18 protein-coding genes are annotated in these 21,038 nt (G+C 65.5%); 3 read left to right on the plus strand and 15 right to left on the minus strand.

Translation table 11 applies throughout. From position 1 onward, the window contains the following. Positions 1-33 precede the first annotated feature (33 nt). From AC1RWL_RS14990 to trpS, 5 genes are all read right to left on the minus strand, one after another. Positions 34-528 (minus strand): GNAT family N-acetyltransferase, encoded by a 495-nt coding sequence (locus tag AC1RWL_RS14990; protein WP_493095151.1) that lies wholly within the window; start codon positions 526-528, stop codon positions 34-36. Between the two features lie 3 nt (positions 529-531). Then, complete coding sequence (gene tsaB, locus AC1RWL_RS14995; protein ID WP_493095152.1) at positions 532-1,179, minus strand: tRNA (adenosine(37)-N6)-threonylcarbamoyltransferase complex dimerization subunit type 1 TsaB; 648 nt, start codon at positions 1,177-1,179, stop codon at positions 532-534. A 30-nt stretch (positions 1,180-1,209) separates the two neighbouring features. After that, positions 1,210-1,782, minus strand: coding sequence for a NifU family protein (locus tag AC1RWL_RS15000; RefSeq protein ID WP_256118075.1), 573 nt, complete (start codon positions 1,780-1,782; stop codon positions 1,210-1,212). Positions 1,783-1,880: 98 nt separating this feature from the next. Further along, positions 1,881-2,372, minus strand: coding sequence for a universal stress protein (locus AC1RWL_RS15005; protein WP_256118076.1), 492 nt, complete (start codon positions 2,370-2,372; stop codon positions 1,881-1,883). A 36-nt stretch (positions 2,373-2,408) separates the two neighbouring features. Then, complete coding sequence (trpS, locus tag AC1RWL_RS15010; protein ID WP_493095153.1) at positions 2,409-3,476, minus strand: tryptophan--tRNA ligase; 1,068 nt, start codon at positions 3,474-3,476, stop codon at positions 2,409-2,411. 228 nt (positions 3,477-3,704) lie between these two features. On the opposite strand from trpS, the gene AC1RWL_RS15015 reads away from it, so the two are divergent. Further along, positions 3,705-4,181, plus strand: coding sequence for a YcbK family protein (locus AC1RWL_RS15015; RefSeq protein WP_256118079.1), 477 nt, complete (start codon positions 3,705-3,707; stop codon positions 4,179-4,181). On the opposite strand, the gene murJ is transcribed toward AC1RWL_RS15015, so the two are convergent. The 3 genes from murJ to mutS form a co-directional block, all read right to left on the minus strand. Further along, complete coding sequence (gene murJ / locus AC1RWL_RS15020; protein ID WP_493095154.1) at positions 4,182-5,777, minus strand: murein biosynthesis integral membrane protein MurJ; 1,596 nt, start codon at positions 5,775-5,777, stop codon at positions 4,182-4,184. After that, complete coding sequence (locus tag AC1RWL_RS15025; RefSeq protein WP_493095314.1) at positions 5,774-8,620, minus strand: [protein-PII] uridylyltransferase; 2,847 nt, start codon at positions 8,618-8,620, stop codon at positions 5,774-5,776. Before AC1RWL_RS15025 ends, murJ begins: the two co-directional genes overlap by 4 nt. Before the next feature lie 95 nt (positions 8,621-8,715). Beyond that, positions 8,716-11,454 (minus strand): DNA mismatch repair protein MutS, encoded by a 2,739-nt coding sequence (mutS, locus tag AC1RWL_RS15030; protein ID WP_493095155.1) that lies wholly within the window; start codon positions 11,452-11,454, stop codon positions 8,716-8,718. A 113-nt stretch (positions 11,455-11,567) separates the two neighbouring features. Here mutS and AC1RWL_RS15035 point away from each other — a divergent pair, with 113 nt between their 5' ends. Next, entirely contained in the window at positions 11,568-13,853 is a 2,286-nt protein-coding gene (locus AC1RWL_RS15035; RefSeq protein WP_256118083.1) for an NADP-dependent malic enzyme, read from the plus strand. 100 nt (positions 13,854-13,953) lie between these two features. On the opposite strand, the gene olsB is transcribed toward AC1RWL_RS15035, so the two are convergent. From olsB to AC1RWL_RS15060, 5 genes are all read right to left on the minus strand, one after another. Beyond that, positions 13,954-14,832: a l-ornithine N(alpha)-acyltransferase gene (olsB, locus tag AC1RWL_RS15040; RefSeq protein WP_256118085.1), complete on the minus strand. Its 879-nt coding sequence runs from the start codon at positions 14,830-14,832 to the stop codon at positions 13,954-13,956. A gap of 106 nt (positions 14,833-14,938) precedes the next feature. Continuing rightward, positions 14,939-17,224 carry a hybrid sensor histidine kinase/response regulator gene (locus tag AC1RWL_RS15045; RefSeq protein ID WP_493095156.1) on the minus strand — a complete coding sequence of 762 codons (2,286 nt, stop codon included), beginning with the start codon at positions 17,222-17,224 and terminating at the stop codon, positions 14,939-14,941. 56 nt (positions 17,225-17,280) lie between these two features. Next, the gene (gene lspA, locus AC1RWL_RS15050; RefSeq protein WP_256118087.1) at positions 17,281-17,775 is read right to left on the minus strand and encodes a signal peptidase II; all 495 of its coding nucleotides are present in this window, start codon (positions 17,773-17,775) and stop codon (positions 17,281-17,283) included. After that, entirely contained in the window at positions 17,772-18,626 is an 855-nt protein-coding gene (locus AC1RWL_RS15055; protein ID WP_493095157.1) for a TrmH family RNA methyltransferase, read from the minus strand. The genes lspA and AC1RWL_RS15055 overlap by 4 nt, the downstream gene beginning before the upstream one ends. Then, positions 18,623-19,768, minus strand: coding sequence for a class I SAM-dependent methyltransferase (locus tag AC1RWL_RS15060; protein ID WP_493095158.1), 1,146 nt, complete (start codon positions 19,766-19,768; stop codon positions 18,623-18,625). Before AC1RWL_RS15060 ends, AC1RWL_RS15055 begins: the two co-directional genes overlap by 4 nt. A 57-nt stretch (positions 19,769-19,825) precedes the next feature. Here AC1RWL_RS15060 and AC1RWL_RS15065 point away from each other — a divergent pair, with 57 nt between their 5' ends. Next, positions 19,826-20,275, plus strand: a complete 450-nt coding sequence (locus AC1RWL_RS15065; protein WP_493095159.1) for an SRPBCC family protein — start codon at positions 19,826-19,828, stop codon at positions 20,273-20,275. A gap of 4 nt (positions 20,276-20,279) precedes the next feature. Here AC1RWL_RS15065 and AC1RWL_RS15070 read toward each other — a convergent pair whose 3' ends face one another. Together AC1RWL_RS15070 and AC1RWL_RS15075 are read right to left on the minus strand one after the other, a co-directional pair. Then, the gene (locus AC1RWL_RS15070) at positions 20,280-20,612 is read right to left on the minus strand and encodes a DUF1049 domain-containing protein (protein ID WP_256118092.1); all 333 of its coding nucleotides are present in this window, start codon (positions 20,610-20,612) and stop codon (positions 20,280-20,282) included. Between the two features lie 103 nt (positions 20,613-20,715). Continuing rightward, positions 20,716-21,033 carry an integration host factor subunit beta gene (locus AC1RWL_RS15075; RefSeq protein WP_160858077.1) on the minus strand — a complete coding sequence of 106 codons (318 nt, stop codon included), beginning with the start codon at positions 21,031-21,033 and terminating at the stop codon, positions 20,716-20,718. Positions 21,034-21,038: the final 5 nt, after the last annotated feature.

Raw genomic sequence — 21,038 nt, forward strand, 5'->3', positions numbered from 1 at the left:
CCGCCCTTGTTCGTTCAGCCGTCGGTACGGGAACTAGCGAAGATCGCGCCGCAAGACAAGCGCCGTGGACCGGTGGCCATCGGCCGCGGCATAATAGGCCTTGCGCTCGCCGACCTTGGCGAAGCCGAGCTTGGCATAGAGCCCGCGGGCAGCGACATTGCCCTCATCGACTTCCAGGAAAATATCCTCCGCGCCGCGCATCTTCGCCTCGCGCAACGCCGCCTGCATCAGCCGCCAGCCGAGGCCGGCACGTTCGAAACGTTGGTCGACGCCGATGGTCAGGATTTCCGCCTCGCCAGCCGTGGCGCGCACCAGCACGAAGCCGCCGGCCACGCGGCCGAGCGCGCCTTCCTTCAGCGCCAGGAAGCCGAAGACCGGCTCCTGCGACAGCAGGGAATGGAACTCGCCATCATTCCACGGCTGGGAAAACCGGGCGCGGTGCAGCACCGCGGCAAGGCCGGCATCGGCCGTTTCCAGCGGAAAGATATCGAAGGCGGGCTTGCGGTTGAAATAGTCGGTGAGCGCCATGGCTCACGCCCTCCGGATCGCGAAACCCGCCTGCGGCTTGGCATCGGGACCGCGCAGGTACAGTGGCTTCGGCAGGTGTTCCGCCGGGTCGAGCCGGGCGCCGAGCCGCGCCACGGTGGCGATGGACACGCTGTCAGCCCCCTGCTCGGCGTCATCGCGCAGCAGCGCGGCGGCAGAGCCGGCAATCGCGCCGTCATGGCCGGCTGCCAGGCGACGTGCTTCCTCCACGGAGGCGATCGACGGCGGTGAAACCGCAGCGCCATCGGCGGCAAAAGCCTGCCAGTAGACCTCGTCGCGCTTGGCATCCATCGCGACCAGCTGGGGCCTTCCCGCCCCCCGGTCGGCGGCAAGCGCCACAAGGGTCGAGACGCCGACTGCGGGCACGCCGAGCGCCAGCGCCAGGCCGCGCGCGGCAGCGACGCCGACGCGGATGCCGGTAAAGGAGCCGGGGCCGACGGTGACCGCGATCCGGTCGATGTCCTGCAAGGTGATGCCGGCAGCGTCCAGCGCCGCATCGACGAAATCCATCAGCCGCTCGGCATGGCCACGGCCGATATCGGCGCCGGCGGCGCCGAGGATCCTGTTCTCATCGGAATGATAAAGCGCCGCGTAACAACCGATGCCCGCCGTATCGATCGCCAGAACGATCATGCCGGGCATCCAGGGTTCGCGGAGCAGGCCTTACATGACGGCTTCAACTTCCTGCACTTCCGGTACGAAATGGCGGAGAAGGTTCTGCACGCCGTGCTTCAACGTCGCCGTCGAGGACGGGCAACCCGAGCAGGCGCCCTTCATGTTGAGGTAGACGACACCGTCGCGGAACCCCTTGAAGGTGATGTCGCCGCCATCCTGCGCCACGGCCGGGCGCACGCGGGTGTCGAGCAGTTCCTTGATCGTCGCGACGATCGTCTCGTCGCCCGCCTCGAAGAACTCGCCCTCTTCCGGATCATCGCTTGCGCCAAGCGCGCCGCTCGCCACGACCGGCTGGCCGGACATGAAATGTTCCATGATGTTGCCGAGGATGGCCGGCTTCATATGCTGCCAGTCGGCATCGTCCTTGGTGACGGTGATGAAATCATAGCCGAGGAACACGCCCTTGACGCCCGGAACGCCGAAAAGGCGGGCGGCGAGCGGCGAAGCGGCGCGCGCTTCCGTCTCGTCACGGAACTCGGCCGTGCCGCTCTCCAGCACCACCTTGCCCGGCAGGAACTTCAGGGTCGACGGGTTCGGCGTCGCTTCGGTCTGGATGAACATCTTTCTCTCCGTGCGGCCGGGCACTTCGGTCGGCCAGAATACTTAGAATGGTTCAAAAGAAGATAGGCGTTTCCGCGCCCTTCTTCAAGACCAAAGGATCAGCTCAGAGCGTCCAGTTCCTCATCGGAAAGCTGGTCCGGAATGACCGTCACCGGGATCGGGAAGGCCTGTCCGCGGCTTGCCAGAGACGAAACCAGCGGCCCCGGCCCTTCCTTGGCGGACCCTGCGGCAAGAACGAGGATCGCGATGTCGCGGTCCTCCTCGATCAGCCCGTTGATGGCTTCGCTCGCGACACCCTCGCGGATGACCATTTCCGGCTCGATGCCGATCGATTCCCGCAGCGCCTGCGCCGCCTTGGTGAGCACGGATTCCGCTTCCTCGCGGGCTTCCGCCCGCATGATCTCCTCGACGCCCAGCCATTGCTGGAAGTCGCCATTGGCGATCACATAGAGCAGGACCACGCCGCCATTGGAGTTCTTCGCCCGGCTTCCCGCATAGTGGACGGCGCGCTGGCATTCCGGCGTGTCGTCGATGACCGCCAGAAACTTCCGGCGGTGGCCTTCAAGGCGGGAAAGTCGTCGAGAAACCATGCGGCCCCCTTCTCTCAAAGACGTTTCAGGGCGACCTTACTGCACAAAACCGATGATGTCGCGAACTTCCTTCATCGTCTTTTCGGCACGCGCACGCGCCCGTTCGCCGCCATCGCGCAGGATGCCGTCGATATGGGTCGTGTCGTCCATCAGGCGGCGCATCTCGTCGGTGATCGGCGAGAGAACGGTGACCGAGAGGTCGATGAGCGCCGGCTTGAAGACGGAGAACTGCTGGCCGCCATATTCGGAAAGCACGTCCGCCTTACTCTTGTCGGAGAGCGCGGCATAGATGCCGACGAGGTTGTCCGCCTCCGGCCGGCCCTTCAGGCCTTCGACCTCGCTCGGCAAGGCGTCCGGATCGGTCTTCGCCTTGCGGATCTTCTTGGAGATCGTCTCGGCATCGTCGGTGAGGTTGATGCGCGAGAGATCGGAGGCATCCGACTTCGACATCTTCTTCGTGCCGTCGCGCAGGCTCATGACGCGCGGCGCCGGGCCGCCGATCAGGGGCTCGACCATCGGGAAATAGGCGTGCACCGGCTCCTCGCCGACGACGGTGTCGACGCCGGTGCCGGCCTTGCGGATATGGTCACCGAAATCGATGTTGAACTTCTGGGCGATGTCTCGGGTCAGTTCCAGGTGCTGCTTCTGGTCGTCGCCGACGGGCACATGGGTGGCGCGGTAGACGAGGATGTCGGCGGCCATCAGGCTCGGATAGGCGAGCAGGCCGAGCGAGACCTGCTCGGCATTCTTGCCGCCGGTCTTGTCCTTGAACTGGGTCATGCGCTCCATCCAGCCGATGCGCGCCACGCAGTTGAAGATCCAGGCAAGCTCGGAATGCTGCGGCACGGCCGACTGGTTGAAGACGATGTGCTTCGTCGGGTCGATGCCGGACGCGATGAAGGCGGCGGCGATCGAGCGGATCTGGCCGCGCATGTCCTCATGCACGAGCTGTGCCGTCAGCGCATGCAGGTCGACAACGCAGTAGATGCAGTCGTTATCGGCCTGCAGCGCCACGAACTTGCGGATCGCACCGAGATAGTTGCCGAGGTGGAGATTGCCGGTCGGCTGGACGCCGGAGAAGACGAGAGGCTTGAATGCGCTCATGACGGTGTTCCTTCAGGCGGGTGGAGGGCCTGATCCTGTTGCTGATCTGGTGGCGCTTATGCACGGCACCGCGGCATGGATCAAGAGGGGGAAACCGGCGCGCCCGCGCTCATCAGAAAGTCCTTATAAAAGACATGTTCCGGTCGTTCTGTCCCTGCGGGGATTTGAGGGGAGGCCGGTCCCGACCGGCCGTTTTGTGACGAAGGGGCGCAAAACGGGGAGAGCACCGTGCAAAAGAACGGTTCCATTCTGCTTGCCTGCGTGGTCGCGCTGACATCGATTTTCGCGACCGAAACCCTGGCCAGCCGCATCCACAAACATGTCCTGCGAAACGACAAGGGGAGCGTGGCGAAGATCTACACCGTCCAGACCACGCGCGTGCGGCACCGATGTTTTCCAGGCAAGCTGAGAGCCGTGCTGTCCCATATCGCCCGCCAGGTCGGACGCCGGCCGCTCGTCACATCAGGCCATCGCTCGAACGGCCGCCGCGGCTCCTACCACCGCAAATGCCTCGCCGCCGACATCCGCATTCCCGGTGTCTCCGTGAAGCGGATCATCGCCGCCGCACGCTCGGCGCCGGCCATCGGCGGAATCGGCACCTATTGCAACGGCATCGTCCACGTCGACGTGGGACCGCGGCGCAGCTGGCACTATTGCGGCGGGCTCGCGCGCCTGACCAAACGCGCAAGACTCGCCACGCGCTGATTATTCCGGCGAGCCTTCTTCCGGCGGTGCGGCTTTCGGCTTGCGCTTGAGATTGCGCCGAAGCATGCCGAGATCCGCGCCGCCGATGAGGAAGGCGACGGAGAAGTAGACGACCATGGCGAAGGCCACGAGCAGGCCGAGCGCCAGGACCTGCTCATAGAGCGGCGAGGCCGGCGCGAGGCGATCGGCGAGATAGAGCGAGGCGTAGTTGAGCGCGACCGCCATGACGACGGTGGCGATCAGGAGCCGCGCGATGCGCCAGGCGAGCGCCTTTTCCAGCGGCCAATGTCCGCGGCGCACCAGCGTCACGAAGAGCAGGAGCGCCGTCACCCAGCCGGAGACGGCCTCCGCGGTGGCGATGCCGCGCTCGTGGAACAGCGGGAAGAGCGTGACGGCGAGGATGCAGTTGAGGACGACCGAAAGCAGCGTGATGCGCATCGGCGTCTTGGTGTCCTCGCGGGCGAAGAAGCCGGGGTTCAAGGCCTTGATCATCACGAAACCTGGCAGGCCGAGGCCGTAGATGGCGAGCGTGCCCGCCACGATCGCCGTCGTCTCCGTGCCGAAGGCGCCGCGTTCGTAGAGTACGCGCACGATCTCGTCGGAGATCACCCAGAGGGCACCGGCGGCGGGCAGCGTCAAGAACAGCACGAATTCCATCGAGCGGTTCTGCAGGTTGCCGGCCTCGCGTTCCTGCCCGCCCTTCAGCGCGCGCGCCAGCTCCGGCAGCAGCACCACGCCGACGGCGATGCCGACGACGCCGAGGGGAAGCTGGTAGACGCGGTCGGCATATTGCAGCACGGAGATCGCGCCATCCTTGGTGGAGGCGATCATCTGGCCGATGATCTGGTTGATCTGGGTGATGCCGCCCGTCACCGCCGCGGGAAAGGCGAGCCAGAGCAGGCGCTTGACGTTTGGCGTCATGCGCGGGCGGCGAAAACCGATCCTGATGCCGGCGTGACGCACACCGGCATAAAGCACGGCCATCTGAAGGAGGCCCGCGCCCAGCACGCCCCAGGACAGATACCACGCCGTATCGAGCGGCGAGGCGCCCTGCCAGAGCGCGAGCCCGAGCGCGCCGATCAGCATGACATTGAGGAAGACGGGCGCCACGGCGGCGGCGAAATAGTGGTGCAGCGAGTTCAGCATGCCCGACAGCATCGCCGTCAGCGACATACACATGAGATAGGGGAACATGACGACGGCGAGCTTGACCGTGATGTCGAATTTTTCCGTGTCGCCGACGAAGCCCGGCGCGATGATCCAGGCCACGATGAGCGGCATCATCAGCTCCATCGCGATGGTCAGCAACAGGAGCACGGAGAACAGCACGCCGAAAACTTCTTCGGAAAACCGCTTGGCGCCCTCGATGCCGCCGGCCTCGATTTCCTTGGCGAAGAGCGGCACGAAGGCGGCGTTGAAGGCACCCTCGGCGAAGAGGCGTCGGAAGAGATTCGGGAAGCGGAAGGCGGCGTAGAAGGCGTCGGCCATCGGCCCGGTGCCGAGTGCCGCCGCCATCAGCGTTTCGCGGGCGAAGCCGAGCACGCGGCTGCCGAGCGTCGCGCCGCCCACGGTCGCGAATTTCCTGACGAGACTCATTGTTCTGCCCTGATCCTTTTCGGCGTGGCCGCGGCGGCGGGCGCGATCATGCCGGGCGGCATGCGGTCGCGCACCTCGTCCGCCTCGTCCGCCATCACGGCCTTCAGCCGCGCGGCGATATTGGCATGCCGGTTGTCATTGGTGACCTTCTGGCCGACCAGGTCGGTGACGTAGAAAGTATCGATGACCTTCTCGCCGAAGGTGGTGATATGCGCGGACGTTATGTCGAGCGACAGGTCCGACAGCACCGCCGTCACCTCGGAAAGCAGGCCCGGACGGTCGAGGCACTCGATCTCGATGACGGTGAACTTGTTCGACAGCGTGTTGGAGATGGTGACGGCCGGCGACACGGTGAAGGTGCGGTTGCGCTTGCGGCTTTTGGTGCGCGTAGCGATGACTTCCGGCAGGCGCTTGCGGCCGGACAGAACGTCCTCGATCATCCGGCCGATCGTGCCTGCGCGGCGCGTCTCGTCCGCATCGTTCAGGAATTCGCGGTTGACGAGGATGGTGTCGAGCGCACGACCATCGGAGGTGGTGAAAATCTGTGCGTCGACGATGTTCGCTCCCGCCGCAGCGCAGGCGCCGGCGATCACGGTCAACAGGCGAGGATGGTCGGGCGACAGCACCGTGATCTCGGTGATGGCGTGGAAGGAGTGCGTGCGCACCATGGTCGCGAGCGGCTTGCCCGCCTTGTCCGCCTCGCGGATGAAGGCCGCATGACGCACCTGATCCTCCAGCGATACCGTCAGGAGGTAGGGATCGTAGTGCAGCTTGGTGGAGGCCTTGCGGTCTTTCTGGCTCCATTCGGCGGGCAGCGCGTTGAACAGGATATCGCGCGCAGCCTGGGCACGCTCCTTGCGCGACAGTTCGGAGAAGCCGCCGGAGATCAAGAGTTCCGTCTCGTAGTAGAGCGTGCGCAGCAGCTGGCCCTTCCAGCCGTTCCACACGCCGGGACCGACGGCGCGGATATCGCAGACCGTCAGCACCAGCAGCATCTTCAGCCGCTCCATCGACTGCACCTTCTCGGCGAAGTCGACGATGGTCTTGCGGTCATTGAGGTCGCGGGTCTGCGCGACCATGGACATGGTGAGGTGTTCCTCGATCAGCCAGACCACCAGCTCCGTCTGCTTCGGCGAAAGCCCGAAGCGCGGGCAGAGTTTGCGCGCGACCTTGGCGCCCGCTTCGGAATGGTCCTCCGGCCGGCCCTTGGCGATATCGTGCAGCAGCACGGCGACATAGAGCGGGATGCGGTCCTCGATGCCCGGCACGATCTGATGGGTCAGCGGATGAGCGTCCTTCTCGCGGCCCTGGTCGATATTCGCGAGCACGCCCACGGCGCGGATCAGGTGTTCGTCGACCGTGTAGTGGTGATACATGTTGAACTGCATCATCGCGACGATCTTGCCGAAATCCGGGATGAAGCGGCCGAGCACGCCCGCCTCGTTCATGCGGCGAAGGATCAGCGCCGGGTCGCGCGGCGAGGTGAGGATCGACAGGAAGAGCCGGTTCGCCTCCTCGTTTTCGCGCAGCGCCGCATTGATGAGCTTCAGCGAGCGCGTCATCTGCTTCAAGGCATCGGGATGGAATTCCAGCCCGTTGATATCGGCGATGTGGAAGAGCCGGATGAGGTTCACCGGGTCGCGCTTGAACACCTCCGGGTCAGCGATGGTAATGCGGCCGCGGTCTTCGAGAAAATCCAGCGTGCCGGCGATCTTGCGCGTGCGGCGGGTGAAGCGGCTGATGACGGCCGAAATGCCGGGCGCTTCCTTGGCCTGCTGGTCCTCCAGCGTGGCGCAGAAGATGCGCGTGAGATCGCCCACGTCCTTCGCCACAAGGAAATAGTGCTTCATGAAACGCTCGACGGCGGAGAGGCCCGGATGCGGCTGGTAGCCGAGGCATTCGGCGATCTCGCGCTGGATATCGAAGGACAGCCGCTCCTCCGCCTTGCCGGTCAGGAAGTGCATGTGGCAGCGCACGGCCCAGAGGAAATCATCCGCCTTCTGGAACAGCTTGTATTCCTGGCGCGAGAGCACGCCGAGCTTCACCAGCTCGGCCGGGTCGCGGATGTGATAGAAATATTTGGCGATCCAGAACAGCGTGTGCAGGTCGCGAAGGCCGCCCTTGCCTTCCTTGACGTTCGGCTCGACGAGGTAGCGCGTATCGCCGGCCTTGCGGTGGCGCTCGTCGCGCTCGGCAAGTTTCGCGGCGATGAATTCCGGGCCGGTGCCGCGCATGATCTCGCGGTCGAAGCGCACGCCGAGTTCTTCGAACAGCGCCACCGAACCGCAGATATAGCGGGCTTCGAGGATCGCGGTGCGGATCGTCATGTCGCCCTTGGAGAGCTGGATGCACTCCTCCAGATTGCGCGTCGCATGGCCGACCTTGAAGCCGAGATCCCACAGGATATAGAGCATGAATTCGATGGCCGGCTCGCTCCAGGCGGCCGGTTTTGCCGGCAGCAGGAAGAGCAGGTCGATATCCGAGCCCGGCGCCAGCGTGCCGCGGCCGTAACCGCCGACGGCCGTCACCGTGATGCGCGCTCCCGGCGGTGCCTGGCCGGCGCTGAAGACGTGGTTCAGCGCAAAATCGTGCAGGACGGCGATCAGCTGGTCCTGCAGCCAGGAAATGCGCGCAGCGCATTGCAGGCCGCTGCCATCGGCAAAGAGCAGCTCGCGCGCCCGTTCGCGGCCCGCGGCGTTGACCGCCTTGAATTCGGCCAGAAGCTCGCGGCGCAGGCGGTCGCGGTAATCGGCATTGGTGCTGGCGATGAATTCGCATTTGGCGCGCAGCGCCGGCACGTCGAGAAGGCCGGAATCGGCCGGTGCCAAGAGCTTGTGTTCCATCGGATGCCGGCCTGCGTCCCGCTTGTCCTCGATCGCCCGTTCGGTTCGCATGCGCTATAAACCCTTTCAGCGCGAGAAGACAGCCATCCTACACGCTAGCGATTGCCAAGTTCTTTCTTCAGCGCATAGAGCGCATCGAGCGCCTCGCGCGGTGTCATATCGTCCGGGTTGAGGTCCTTCACAAGCCCCTCGACCTTGGACGGGGCGGAACTGCGCTGAACCTCCTCGCGGCGCACCGCGACCTGGAAGAGCGGCAGATCATCTATCAGCTGGCTTGCCGGATTCTTGCGGTCCGCATCCTCCAGCTTGGCGAGCACGTCTTTTGCACGCGCCACCACCGAGGCCGGCAGGCCGGCAAGCCGCGCCACCTGGATGCCGTAGGAGCGATCCGCGGCACCGGGGCCGACCTCATGTAGGAAGATCACGTCGCCGTCCCACTCCTTGACGCGCATTGTGGCGTTGGAAAGGCGGCCAAGCTTCTCCGAAAGCACGGTCAATTCATGGAAATGCGTGGCGAAAAGCCCGCGGCAGCGGTTTGCCTCATGCAGGTGCTCGACGGCGGCCCAGGCGATGGAAAGGCCGTCGAAGGTGGCGGTGCCGCGGCCGATTTCGTCGAGGATGACGAGCGAGCGATCGGTCGCCTGGTTGAGGATCGCCGCCGTCTCGACCATTTCCACCATGAAGGTGGAGCGGCCGCGGGCAAGATCGTCCGAGGCGCCGACGCGCGAAAAGAGGCGATCGACGATGCCGATATGGGCGCTTTCGGCCGGCACATAGGCGCCCATCTGCGCGAGAATGGCGATGAGGGCGTTCTGGCGCAGGAAGGTCGACTTACCGCCCATGTTCGGGCCGGTGAGCAGCCAGATCGCGCCATGGCCTTTGCCGTCCGCCGGCGAGAGATCGCAGGAATTGGCGACGAAGGCGGCGGCCTGCTGGCGGCGCAGCGCCTGCTCGACGACCGGATGGCGCCCGCCGACGATGGCAAACATGGTGGAGCGGTCGACGATCGGCCGGCAATAGGCCTGCTCTTCGGCAAGCGCCGCAAGCCCCACCGACACATCCACGACCGCGAGCGCCCGCGCCGCCGCCTTGATGGGCTCCGCCTCCGCCACGACCGCCTCGACAAGGCCGTCGAAGGCGGCAAGCTCGATGGCGAGCGCCCGGTCGGCAGCGTTGGCGATCTTGGTTTCCAGTTCGGAGAGCACCGTCGTGGTGAAGCGCATGGCGCCGGCCATGGTCTGGCGGTGGATGAAACGCGCCTTCGCCTCGTCGCCATCGGTGAGCGCGGAAGCATTGCCGGCGGAAACCTCGATGAAATAGCCGAGCACATTGTTGTGCTTGATCTTCAGCGACTTGACGCCCGTCTCCTCGGCATATTGCAGCTGGAGCCCGGCGATGACGCGGCGGGACTGGTCGCGCAGTGCCCGCATCTCGTCGAGTTCGGCATTCGCCCCCTCGCGGATGAAGCCGCCGTCGCGCTTGAGCAGTGGCAATTCGTCGGCGAGCATGACCGCGAGGCGGTGCGAGAGATCGAGCGGCAGGTCGGCGACGGCCGTGCGGGCGGTGGCAAGTTCCCCGTCGAGCGCCTCCACCGCCATCGTCCGCGCGATTTCGGCGGAGGTGGACAGGCCTTGCAGGATCGCGCCGAGATCGCGCGGGCCGCCGCGGCCGAGCGCGATACGCGACAGTGCGCGCGGCATGTCGGGAAGCCGCTTCAGCGTGGAACGCAGGTCCTCGCAGAAGGACGGGCGGTCGGCGAGGGTCGCAATCGAATCGAGCCGGGCGTTGATCGTCTCCGGCTCGGTCAGCGGCGACATCAGCCGTTCGGCAAGCAGGCGCGCGCCGCCGCTCGTCACCGTGCGGTCTATGGCCTTCAAAAGGGTGCCGCTGCGCTCGCCGGACAGCGTGCGCACCAGTTCGAGATTGGCGCGCGTGGCGGGGTCGATGAAGAGGGTGGAGGCCGAGTTTTCCCGCTCCGGCCGGCCGAGCGGCGGGCGTTCGGCGATCTGCGTCTTTTCCACATAGGCGACGGCGGCGGAGGCCGCCGCCAGTTCGGCACGCGAAAAGGTGCCGAAGCCATCGAGCGTCGAGACGCCGAAATAGCGGGCGATGCGGCCTTCCGCCGTCGCGCTGTCGAACAGCACCGCCGGCTGCGGCACCGCCACACGGCCGACGACATCCAATACAGGCCGGAATTCCGGATCGTGGAACAGCGTATCCGGCACGATCAGCTCGCGCGGGTCGATGCGCAGGATATCGGCCAAGAGCTGGCCCTGCGCAGTCTCCGACAGGCGAAAGATGCCGGTCGAGATATCGATCCAGGCGAGCGCCATGGCGGGCTCCGCCCCGCCACGGATGCGGGCGACGGCCATCAGGTAATTGGCGTCCGACGGCGAGAGCAGCTTTTCTTCCGTCAGCGTGCCGGGCGTCACCAGGCGCACGACATCGCGCCGCACGACGGATTTGGAGCCGCGCTTCTTCGCCTCCGCCGGATCCTCGACCTGTTCACAGACCGCGACGCGGAAGCCGAGCGCGATCAGCCGTTGCAGGTAGTCGTCGGCGGCGTGGACGGGCACCCCGCACATGGGAATGTCGAGCCCCATATGCTGGCCGCGCCTTGTGAGCGTTATGCCGAGCGCGCGGGATGCCTCCACGGCGTCCTGGAAGAACAGCTCGTAGAAATCGCCCATGCGATAGAACAGCATGCTGTCGGGGTTGGCCGCCTTGATTTCGATATACTGCTCCATCATCGGCGTGGCCGATGCGCGGCTTTGGTCGGTGGCAAGGTCGGCCGTCGACAGGATATCGTTCTGGCGCGCGATCTGATCGTTCACGGAGAGTCTGTTCTTCCTAAAAAAGAGGTGTCACCCTAGCCATGCAGCGATATAGAAAACAACAGCTGTGAGCAGCTATGGGTCTATCGCCCACAGGAGTGTAAGGGGGGAGCATGCCGGGTACCGACAAAACCGATCGCCAGAGGGCAAGTGTCACGGACCAGGAGGCACTGGATTTCCACTCGTCCGGACGTCCGGGCAAGCTGGAAATCACGCCGACCAAGCCGATGGCGACGCAACGCGACCTTTCGCTCGCCTATTCGCCCGGCGTCGCGGTGCCGGTGAAGGCCATCGCCGCCGATCCGTCGACCGCCTATGACTACACGACGCGCGGCAACATGGTCGCCGTCATCTCGAACGGCACCGCCATCCTCGGCCTCGGCAATCTGGGCGCACTGGCTTCGAAGCCGGTGATGGAAGGCAAGTCCGTCCTCTTCAAGCGCTTCGCCGACGTCGATTCGATCGACCTGGAAGTCGACACGGAAAATGTCGATGAATTCATCAATTGCGTGCGCTACCTCGGCCCCTCCTTCGGCGGCATCAACCTCGAAGACATCAAGGCGCCCGACTGTTTCATCATCGAGCAGCGCCTGCGCGAGCTGATGGACATCCCCGTTTTCCACGATGACCAGCACGGCACCGCGATCATCGCCGCCGCCGGCCTGATCAACGCGCTGGCGCTGACCGGCCGTGACTTCAAGACGACGAAGCTCGTCTGCAACGGCGCTGGCGCTGCCGCCATCGCCTGCATCGAACTCATCAAGTCGATGGGTTTTTCGCCGGAAAACGTCATCCTCTGCGACACCAAGGGCGTCATCTACCAGGGCCGCGAAGAGGGCATGAACCAGTGGAAATCGGCCCACGCGGTGAAGACCGACCGCCGCACGTTGACCGAGGCGATGGACGGCGCCGACGTGGTGTTCGGCCTTTCGGCCAAGGGTGCGCTTTCGGAAGAGATGATCCGCTCGATGGCGCCGCGGCCGATCATCTTCGCCATGGCCAATCCCGACCCGGAAATCACCCCGGAAGAGGTCGCCCGCATCCGTGACGACGCGATCGTCGCGACCGGCCGTTCGGACTATCCGAACCAGGTCAACAACGTACTCGGCTTCCCCTATATCTTCCGCGGCGCGCTCGACGTGCGGGCCTCGACGATCAACGACGCGATGAAGATCGCGGCGGCAGAAGCGCTCGCCCACCTTGCCAAGGAAGACGTGCCGGACGACGTGGCGGCCGCCTATCAGGGCGTGCGCCCGCGCTTTGGCGCGCAGTACATCATCCCCGTGCCGTTCGACCCGCGGCTGATCTCGGCAATCCCGGTCGCCGTCGCCAAGGCAGCGATGGAGACGGGCGTCGCGCGCAAGCAGATCCCGGATCTCGACGCCTATGCCCGCGATCTTCGCGCCCGCCGCGACCCGATCGCCTCGACGCTCCAGCAGATCTATGCCCGGGTGCGCCGCCAGCCGAAGCGCGTCGTCTTCGCCGAGGGCGAAGAAGAGCAGATGATGCGCGCCGCCGTTTCCTATGCCAACCAGCAGCTCGGCACCGCCATCCTGCTCGGCCGCGAGGAAACCATCCGCGAAACGGCGGAACGGGCCGGCATCGATATCGACCGGGCCGGCATCGAGGTGCTGAATGCCCGCATCTCGAAGCGCAACAACGTCTATATCGACTATCTCTACGCCCGGCTTCAGCGGAAGGGTTTCCTCTTCCGTGATGCCCAGCGCCTGATCCACAACGACCGCAACCATTTTGCGGCCTGCATGGTGGCGCTCGGCGATGCGGACGGCATGGTGACGGGTCTCACCCGCAACTATTCCACCGCGCTGGAAGACGTGCGCCGCTGCATCGACGCCAAGCCCGGCCACCGGGTCATCGGCGCCTCGCTGGCGCTCTGCCGCGGCCGCGCCGTGCTGGTCGCCGATACGGCCGTGCACGACATGCCCTCCTCCGAGGAGCTGGCGGATATCGCGGAAGAAGCGGCCGGCCTCGCGCGGCGCCTCGGCTACGAGCCGCGCGTCGCCATGCTCGCCTATTCGACCTTCGGCCATCCCTCGGGCGAACGCTCCGAGCGGGTGCGCGAAGCGGTCAAGATCCTCGATCGCCGCCGTGTCGATTTCGAATATGACGGCGAGATGGCCGCCGATGTGGCGCTCAACCCGCGCATCATGGAGCAATATCCGTTCTGCCGCCTTTCCGGCCCCGGCAACGTGCTCGTCATGCCGGCGTTCCACTCGGCGGCGATCTCGACAAAGATGCTGCAGGAACTCGGCGGCGCCATGGTCATCGGCCCGCTGCTCGTCGGCCTCGACAAGTCGGTGCAGATCGTCTCGATGGGCGCGAAGGATTCCGACATCGTCAACATGGCGGCCCTTGCCGCCTACAATTCCGGCGTCTGACTGGAACGTGAAAAAGCCGCCCGTCCCGGAGGTCGGGAACGGGCGGCAAAATCAGACTATACTGATCTTCATCGAAATAGGTTTGAGCGTCACGGATTGCTTAGCTGGCGAAACGTCCGGCATCCGCACCGTAATAATTGAGGTAGCGGCCGGAAATCTTGCCGATCGGCAGCACGATCAGCACGTCCGTCGTGTTGAAGCCGTGATCGACGACGGCACCCTCGCCGACCGTTGCGCCAAGGCGCAGATAGCCCTTGACCAGCGGCGGCATGGCGGAGAGCGCGCGGCGCGCATCAATGCCTTCCGACGGCATCAGGTCCATGGTGCGGAACAGTTCCGGCCGGGCCAACACGCTCCACTCTTCCTTCGCCAGCACATTGTGGTGCAGGAAGGAGAGCGCCAGCGCATGTTCCTCCGGAACCGTGCCGTGGAAGGAGGCGCAGCCGAACATCACGTCGATGCGGTGCCTCAGCGAATAGGCCCAGTTGCCCTGCCACAGCAGCTCCACCGTGCGCTTGGTGCGGTAGGCGGGCAGCACGCAGGAGCGTCCGAGCTCCATGAAGCGCTTTCCGGGATGACGCGCGATCAGCGAATCGACGTCGAATTCCGACTGGGAATAGAAGCCGCCGGAAACCGCCGCCACATCCTGGCGCAGCAGGCGGTAGGTGCCGACGATCTGCTCTTCCGCGTCGCCCTCGATCGAGGTGTCGAGCACGAGAAGGTGGTCGCAGACCATGTCCCAGGCATCGATGTCCCGCTTGCGGCGCACGGCATCCGGCGAGAGCTTGGCGTTCATCTCTTCCGCGAAGACCCGGTAGCGCACGGCCTGCGCCGCGTCGATTTCGGTGACAGAGCGGGCGATGCGCGTCTCGAGATTGCCGATGCGGCCGAGCACGTCCGTTCCCGATCGTCCCGCGACTGTAACGGTCTTCTGCGGGATCTCTGCCGGGGTGATGGTCTGGGCGAGGTCGAGCGTCATGGCAGTGTATCCGTTGGCGAAACTTCTGGGTTTTAACCACGATTCTGCAACAGGATAATGACGCAAGGCCCGCTTGAACAGATACCCCGGCCGCGGCAAGGTGACGTCATATAGCGGCGCGACGTGCGAGCCGGGCGATTTCGGCAATCAGAACAACGGGATCGGCAGGTTTCGCCAGAACCGCGTCGGCGCCGACCGAAAGCAGCTCCTCGCGCAGGCCGGCGCGGCTGTCTGCCGTCAGCACGACGACCGGCAGGCGGGCATTGCCGTAGTCGCGCTGGACGATTCGCGCGATCATTTCCCTGCCATCGCCGCCGGGCATGCCGAGGTCGGTGACGAGCAGATCGGCCGCAAACGGTCCGGCATCCGTAGCGCCGGCAATTGCGGAAACGAGGCTCGGATAGTCGTGCACATGGCGCACCGTATGGCCCGCACGCTCCAGCACGGAACGCACCAGCATGGCATTCACCGGGTCGTCTTCGGCCAGCAGGATGCGGGCACCCGTCGCGGCGGCGGGTGTCGGCTCGGCGGCCGGCTGCGGCGGCTCCTTCAGGATCGGTCGGTTGTCGTTGATCGCGTCGCGCACCTCGATGCCCTTCATGCGGCCGCGCAGCACCTCGACCAGAGAGCGTTCGCGCAGCGGCCGGATGAGCCAGGAATCATAGCCTTCGCCATTGCCGATCGCCCTTCCGCTGCGCTCTTCCGGATTGACGAGATAGATGCGGCGCGCGCGGCTGTCGCGGAAATAGTTGAGATCGGCGAGTTCGCGGCGGAAGATGCCGGCAAGGCGATTGTCGACGATGATGTCGGTGAGCTCCGCCCTGCGGCCGGCAAGCCCCTGCGCGAGATCGAGCGCCTCGTCGACGGAGGTGGCGAGATGGCAGGCGCCGCCCAGGGCATCGATGGTGCGCACCAGCGCCTTGGCGGCGGGGCCTGCCGGCGCCAGAAGGAAGACGAGGCTGCCCTTCAAGACGCCCTTGCGCGAGCCGCCATTGCCCGCCGTCTTGCGCGGGTCGGCCGGCATGCGGATGGTGAAGGTGCTGCCCTTGCCCTGCGTGCTTTCGAGCGTCAGCCCACCGCCGGCCTCGTTGAGGATGCGCGCCGAGATGGCAAGGCCGAGACCGGTGCCGCCGCTGCGCTGCGCAGCACTTCCCGTCTGCTCGAATTCCTGGAAGATGCGCGCCTGCTCCTCGGCATTCATGCCGGGGCCGCTATCGGTGACACGGATGACGATGGCACCGCGGTCCATGGTCGTTTCCAGCGAGACGCCGCCCGTATGGGTGAATTTCACGGCATTGCCGACGACATTGTAGAGCACCTGGCGAAGGCGCGGCGCATCGTAGAGCATCAGGCCCGGCACCTCGGGCGAGACGAAGGAGCCGATCTCAATGCCTTTTTCGTGCGCGCGCGGCGAGAGCATTTCGACGACGCTTTCCAGCATCGGCCGCACCGGCTCCTCCGACGGGCGCAGCTGGAAGCGGCCGGCCTCGATGGTCGAGAAATCGAGCAGGTCGTCAACGAGCTGCACCAGCGCGTGGCCGGACTGGCGCATGCCGGAGAGATAGTTCTTCTGCTCGGCCGTCAGCCGCGTCTGGCCGATGAGGTGCGACATGCCGAGAATGCCGGAAAGCGGGGTGCGAATCTCGTGGCTGACGGTAGCGAGCAGGCGCGACTTGGCGGCGCTCGCTTCTTCCGCACGCAGCCGGGCGCGTTCGCGTTCGCCTTCGGCGCGGCGCTCTTCCGTCACGTCGCGGGCGATGGAATGCACCACCAGCTCGCCGGAAGCCGGATCGCGCACGGTGACGTCGTGCCAGGAATAGATGCGCTTGCCCGCCGGGCGTTCCACGTCGACGTCGTAGCGGTGCGCCATCGCCTGCGAGCGGAAGGTGAGGCCGAGCGCCTCGCAGGTCCGGCCTTCGACATCGGCGACGCCGGTCAGCTCGCCGAGCACGGCATTGGCGCGCAGGATGCGGCCGTCGAGCGAGCGCATGACGACGATGTCGCCGAGCACATCATGGATGGCGGAGAGGATTTCGGAGGTTTCGCTGCGTTCCCAGCTGCGGTCGCGGTCGGCCTCGATGCCGGGGGCCGGACGGCGCGTCCAGAGGAGGAAGGCAGCGCCGGCAAGGCCCGCAAGGCCGAGGCCGATGGCGGCGATGTAGAACCCGGCCGTCATGCCGGTTGCCAGCACCAGCGCGCCCAGAAGCAGGCCGACGCCGCCGATGACGCTGCGGATCATCGCGTGGTTCTCCGGCTCGGCCCGCGGTGCGGGGGCCTCCGGGCGAAGAAGATCCTGCGCCGCGTCCCCATCAGAACGGACGTCGGCGGACCGGCGCGGTGCATCGGCAAATTCGGCCTTGAGCCGATCTTGTAGCTTGACGGGTTCGCTCATGAGGAACCGCTTACCACATGGACCGTTCAAATCGGCTTCAGCAAGTCATTCGAATTTTAACGTTTCGCGCGGCGCAGCAGCAGGAGCTCGTCGAGGATCACCAAAGCGGCGCCGATGGTGATGAAACTGTCGGCGAGATTGAACACCGCGAAGGACCAGGTCTCCGTGTAGAACAGGACATAGTCGATCACATAGCCGAACAGCGCCCGGTCGATGAGATTGCCGAAGGCGCCGGCGATGATGAAGGCGTAGCCGGCATGGGCGAAGCCGCGCGCCTTGGGCGTCTGGCGCCAGAGCCAGACGACGAAGCCGACGACGAAGAGCCGGAGCGTCACGATGAACCAGCCCTCCATGCCCGACAGCATGGAGAAGGCGACGCCGTAATTGTAGGTGCGGTAGAGTGCCAGCATCGGCACGACATGCACCGCCTCCTGGAAGGGCAGCCAGGCCTCGACGGCGAATTTCACCGCCTGGTCAAGCAGCAGCGCCAGCACGATGACGACGATCACCGGCACCGGCCGGGACATCAGCGGAATGCGTTCTTCGTTCATGCGCGCGCGTCCAGCGCCAGCAGATGGCGGCGCGCCTCGAAGAGCATGATGCCAGTGGCAATCGCCAGATTGAGCGAATCGGCGCGGCCGGCCTGCGGGATGCGGGCGAGCGCATCGGCCTCGCGGGCGAGCTCTTCCGGCAGGCCGGATTGCTCGTTGCCCATCAGGAGCACGACAGGCTTCTTCTTGTAATCGATGGTGCGGTAGTCGACCGCACCGGCGAGATGGGTCGCGACGACCTGCACGCCGGCCGTCTTCTTCCAGGCGAGGAAATCGGCGGGGCTGGTTTTCACCAGCGGCACGGCGAAGACCGAGCCCATGGTGGCGCGCACGGTTTCCATCGAGAAGGGATCGGTGCTCTCGCCGACGAGGATGACGCCGCTGGCGCCGGCCGCATCCGCCGTGCGGATGATCGTGCCGAGGTTGCCGGGGTCGCGTACCCGGTCGAGCGCGACATAGGTTTCGCCGGTCTGGGGCCTGAGGTCGCGGAGGTTCGTCCAGCGCTGGGTGAAAATGCCGACGACCATCTGCGGATTGTCGCGCCGGGTGATCGAGGACAGCACCTTTTCGCTGACTTCCAGCACGAGCCCACCGCGCGCCACGGTCTTCGTCGCGCACTGCACGACCTGCGGCTTGTCCTTGACGTTCTTGGCATAGACCAGCGTCCTGATCTCGAAGCCGAGTTCGAGCGCATCGATGACGAGCTTCAGGCCTTCCGCCATGAAGCTCCGCGTCTCGTCGCGGTCCTTCTTGTTGGCGAGCGCCTTGATGTCCTTGATGATCGGGTTTGCGAGGCTCGTGACCTCCTTCACCTGCCCGACGCGGCGCGTTCCGTGCTGTTCGTGGCTCATGCGCTGATCCATCGGCTGAAAAGGGAGGTGGAGAGCGCGCGGCCGGTATCCTTGCCGTCGATGCCGCTCTCGCGGATGACGAGTTCGCCGGATTCCACCGTGCCGCCGGCACCGCGCATCGTCTCGCGCATCAGCTCGTGGATGGAATAGAAACTCGCGCGGATCGAATAGGCGGTCAGGACGAGGCCGATCGCCTTGGGCGACAGGATTTCGCGGCAGACATCGAGCATCAGCGGAAGGTGGTCGAAGAGATGCCAGACCTCGCCGTTCGGGCCGCGGCCGAATTTCGGCGGGTCCGTCAGGATGATATCGTATTTGCTGCCGCGGCGTTCCTCGCGCTGGATGAACTTCATCGCGTCTTCGCAGATCCAGCGGATCGGCAGCTTTTCCATGCGCCCGAGCGCCTGGTTTTCCCGCCCCCAGCCGATCGCCTTCTTGGACGCATCGACATGGGTGACTTCCGCGCCGGCGGCCGCGGCAACCAGCGAAGCGACACCGGTATAGCCGAAGAGGTTCAGCACCTTGACCGGCCGGCCGGCCGTCTCGACCTTATCCCTCATCCAGCTCCAGTGGGCGAGCTGTTCCGGAAAGACGCCGACATGGCGGAAGGCGGTGAAGCGACCGTGGAAATCGACGTCGAGCAGCTTCATCGGCCAGGTCTCGCCGAGCGCTGCCTTGGGGAACCTCCAGCGACCCATGCCGTCCTCTTCCGTATCGCCGGTGAAGAGGGCGTCGGCCTTGTCCCACACGCTGTCGGGGAGGCTGCGCTGCCAGAGCGCCTGCGCTTCCGGGCGCACGATGCGGTAGGGGCCGTATTGTTCGAGCTTCTCGCCGGCACCGCTGTCGATCAGGCGGTACTGGTCGGAGCCTGCGGTTTCGAGGATGACCGGCAGGCGCTCGGCCGGCTTCTCGCCCTCGCGGCGCATCAGCGGGCGGGCGGGGGCCTCGGGCGCCGGGCGCGGCTCCTTCTTGGGGGCCGGGGCCTTCATGGCAGGAGCCCTTTGCGCCTGCGCCTTGGCGGGCGCGGCGGAGCCGATCTTCGGCCGGCGGTGTCTGTCCTTCACGATGGATCGTCCGTCGTCGGTTGAAAACTTGCCGGCAGCGCCGGAAAACGAGCGGTCCCCATACCATCCCTCCCCCACTTGGCAAAGCGCTTTCCGATCTGCGATAAGTTGAGGCTATTCCTGGGAGGATCGATCATGGACATGTCCGGCGAAGAACGCATTGCGGCCCCGCGCGACGCCGTCTGGGCGGCGCTGAACGATCCGGAGATCCTGAAGGCCTGCATTCCGGGCTGTCAGTCGCTCACCATGAAATCGCCGACCGAGCTGGAAGCGACCGTCAAGATCAAGATCGGCCCGGTCTCCGCAACCTTCAGCGGCGAAGTGACGCTTTCCAACCTCAACCCGCCGATGGGCTATACGATCTCCGGCGAGGGCAAGGGCGGCATTGCGGGTTTTGCCAAGGGCGGGGCCGACGTGCGGCTCATCGAGGACGGCGACGGCACGATCCTCGCTTATGATGTGAAGGCGCAGATCGGCGGCAAGCTCGCCCAGCTCGGCTCGCGGCTCATCGATTCGACGTCGAAGAAGCTCGCGACGCAGTTCTTCGCCGATCTCGGCGAGAAGCTGAACGGCGCCGCATCCTGAAGCGCTATTTCCCGGAAACCGGCACCACGGCCTGTGCGGCGATCGCCTTGTGCTTTTCCGCCTCGCTGTGCCACTTCACGGCTTCGCTCGCCTCGATGCGGGCGCGCTTGCGGTATTTGCCCTGGGTGAACCAGGTGGCGAACGAGCCGATCACCAGGCCCAGGATCACCGCGAGGAAGAGGTAGACGAAGAACGGCGCGGTGACGGAGAGCACGCTGTCCTCGGGCCGGAACGGATTGAGCGCCAGCGTCACCGCTTGCCGGTTCGCCACCGACAGCACGATCAGCACGATGGCGATCGGGATGAGGACGAGGATGTTGACTACTCTCTTGATCATGGCATCACCTGCTTTGGCGCGCGGCGCCGATCAGGCGCCTGCGCTTTAGAGTGTTTCCGCAATTCCTGAGGCAAAATCGCGGCACTCTTTTGCTGGACTTGCTTTAATCGTCCTGGTCGGCCTGGCCGGGATTAAGACGCTCGCGCAGCTCCTTGCCGGTCTTGAAGAAGGGAACCCACTTCTCCTCGACGAAAACCGCGTCGCCCGTGCGCGGGTTGCGACCCGAACGCGAGGGGCGGTTCTTGACGGAGAAGGCGCCGAAGCCGCGCAGCTCCACCCGGTTTCCGCCGGCCAGCGCATCGGTGATCTCATCGAGCACCGCGTTGACGATGTTCTCGACATCACGGTGGTAGAGGTGGGGATTGCGCGCGGCGACAATCTGAACCAATTCCGACTTGATCACTGTGTCCCCCTCAAAAATTCTTG

It is taken from the genome of Shinella sp. GW821-FHT10F02 (assembly GCF_058809275.1).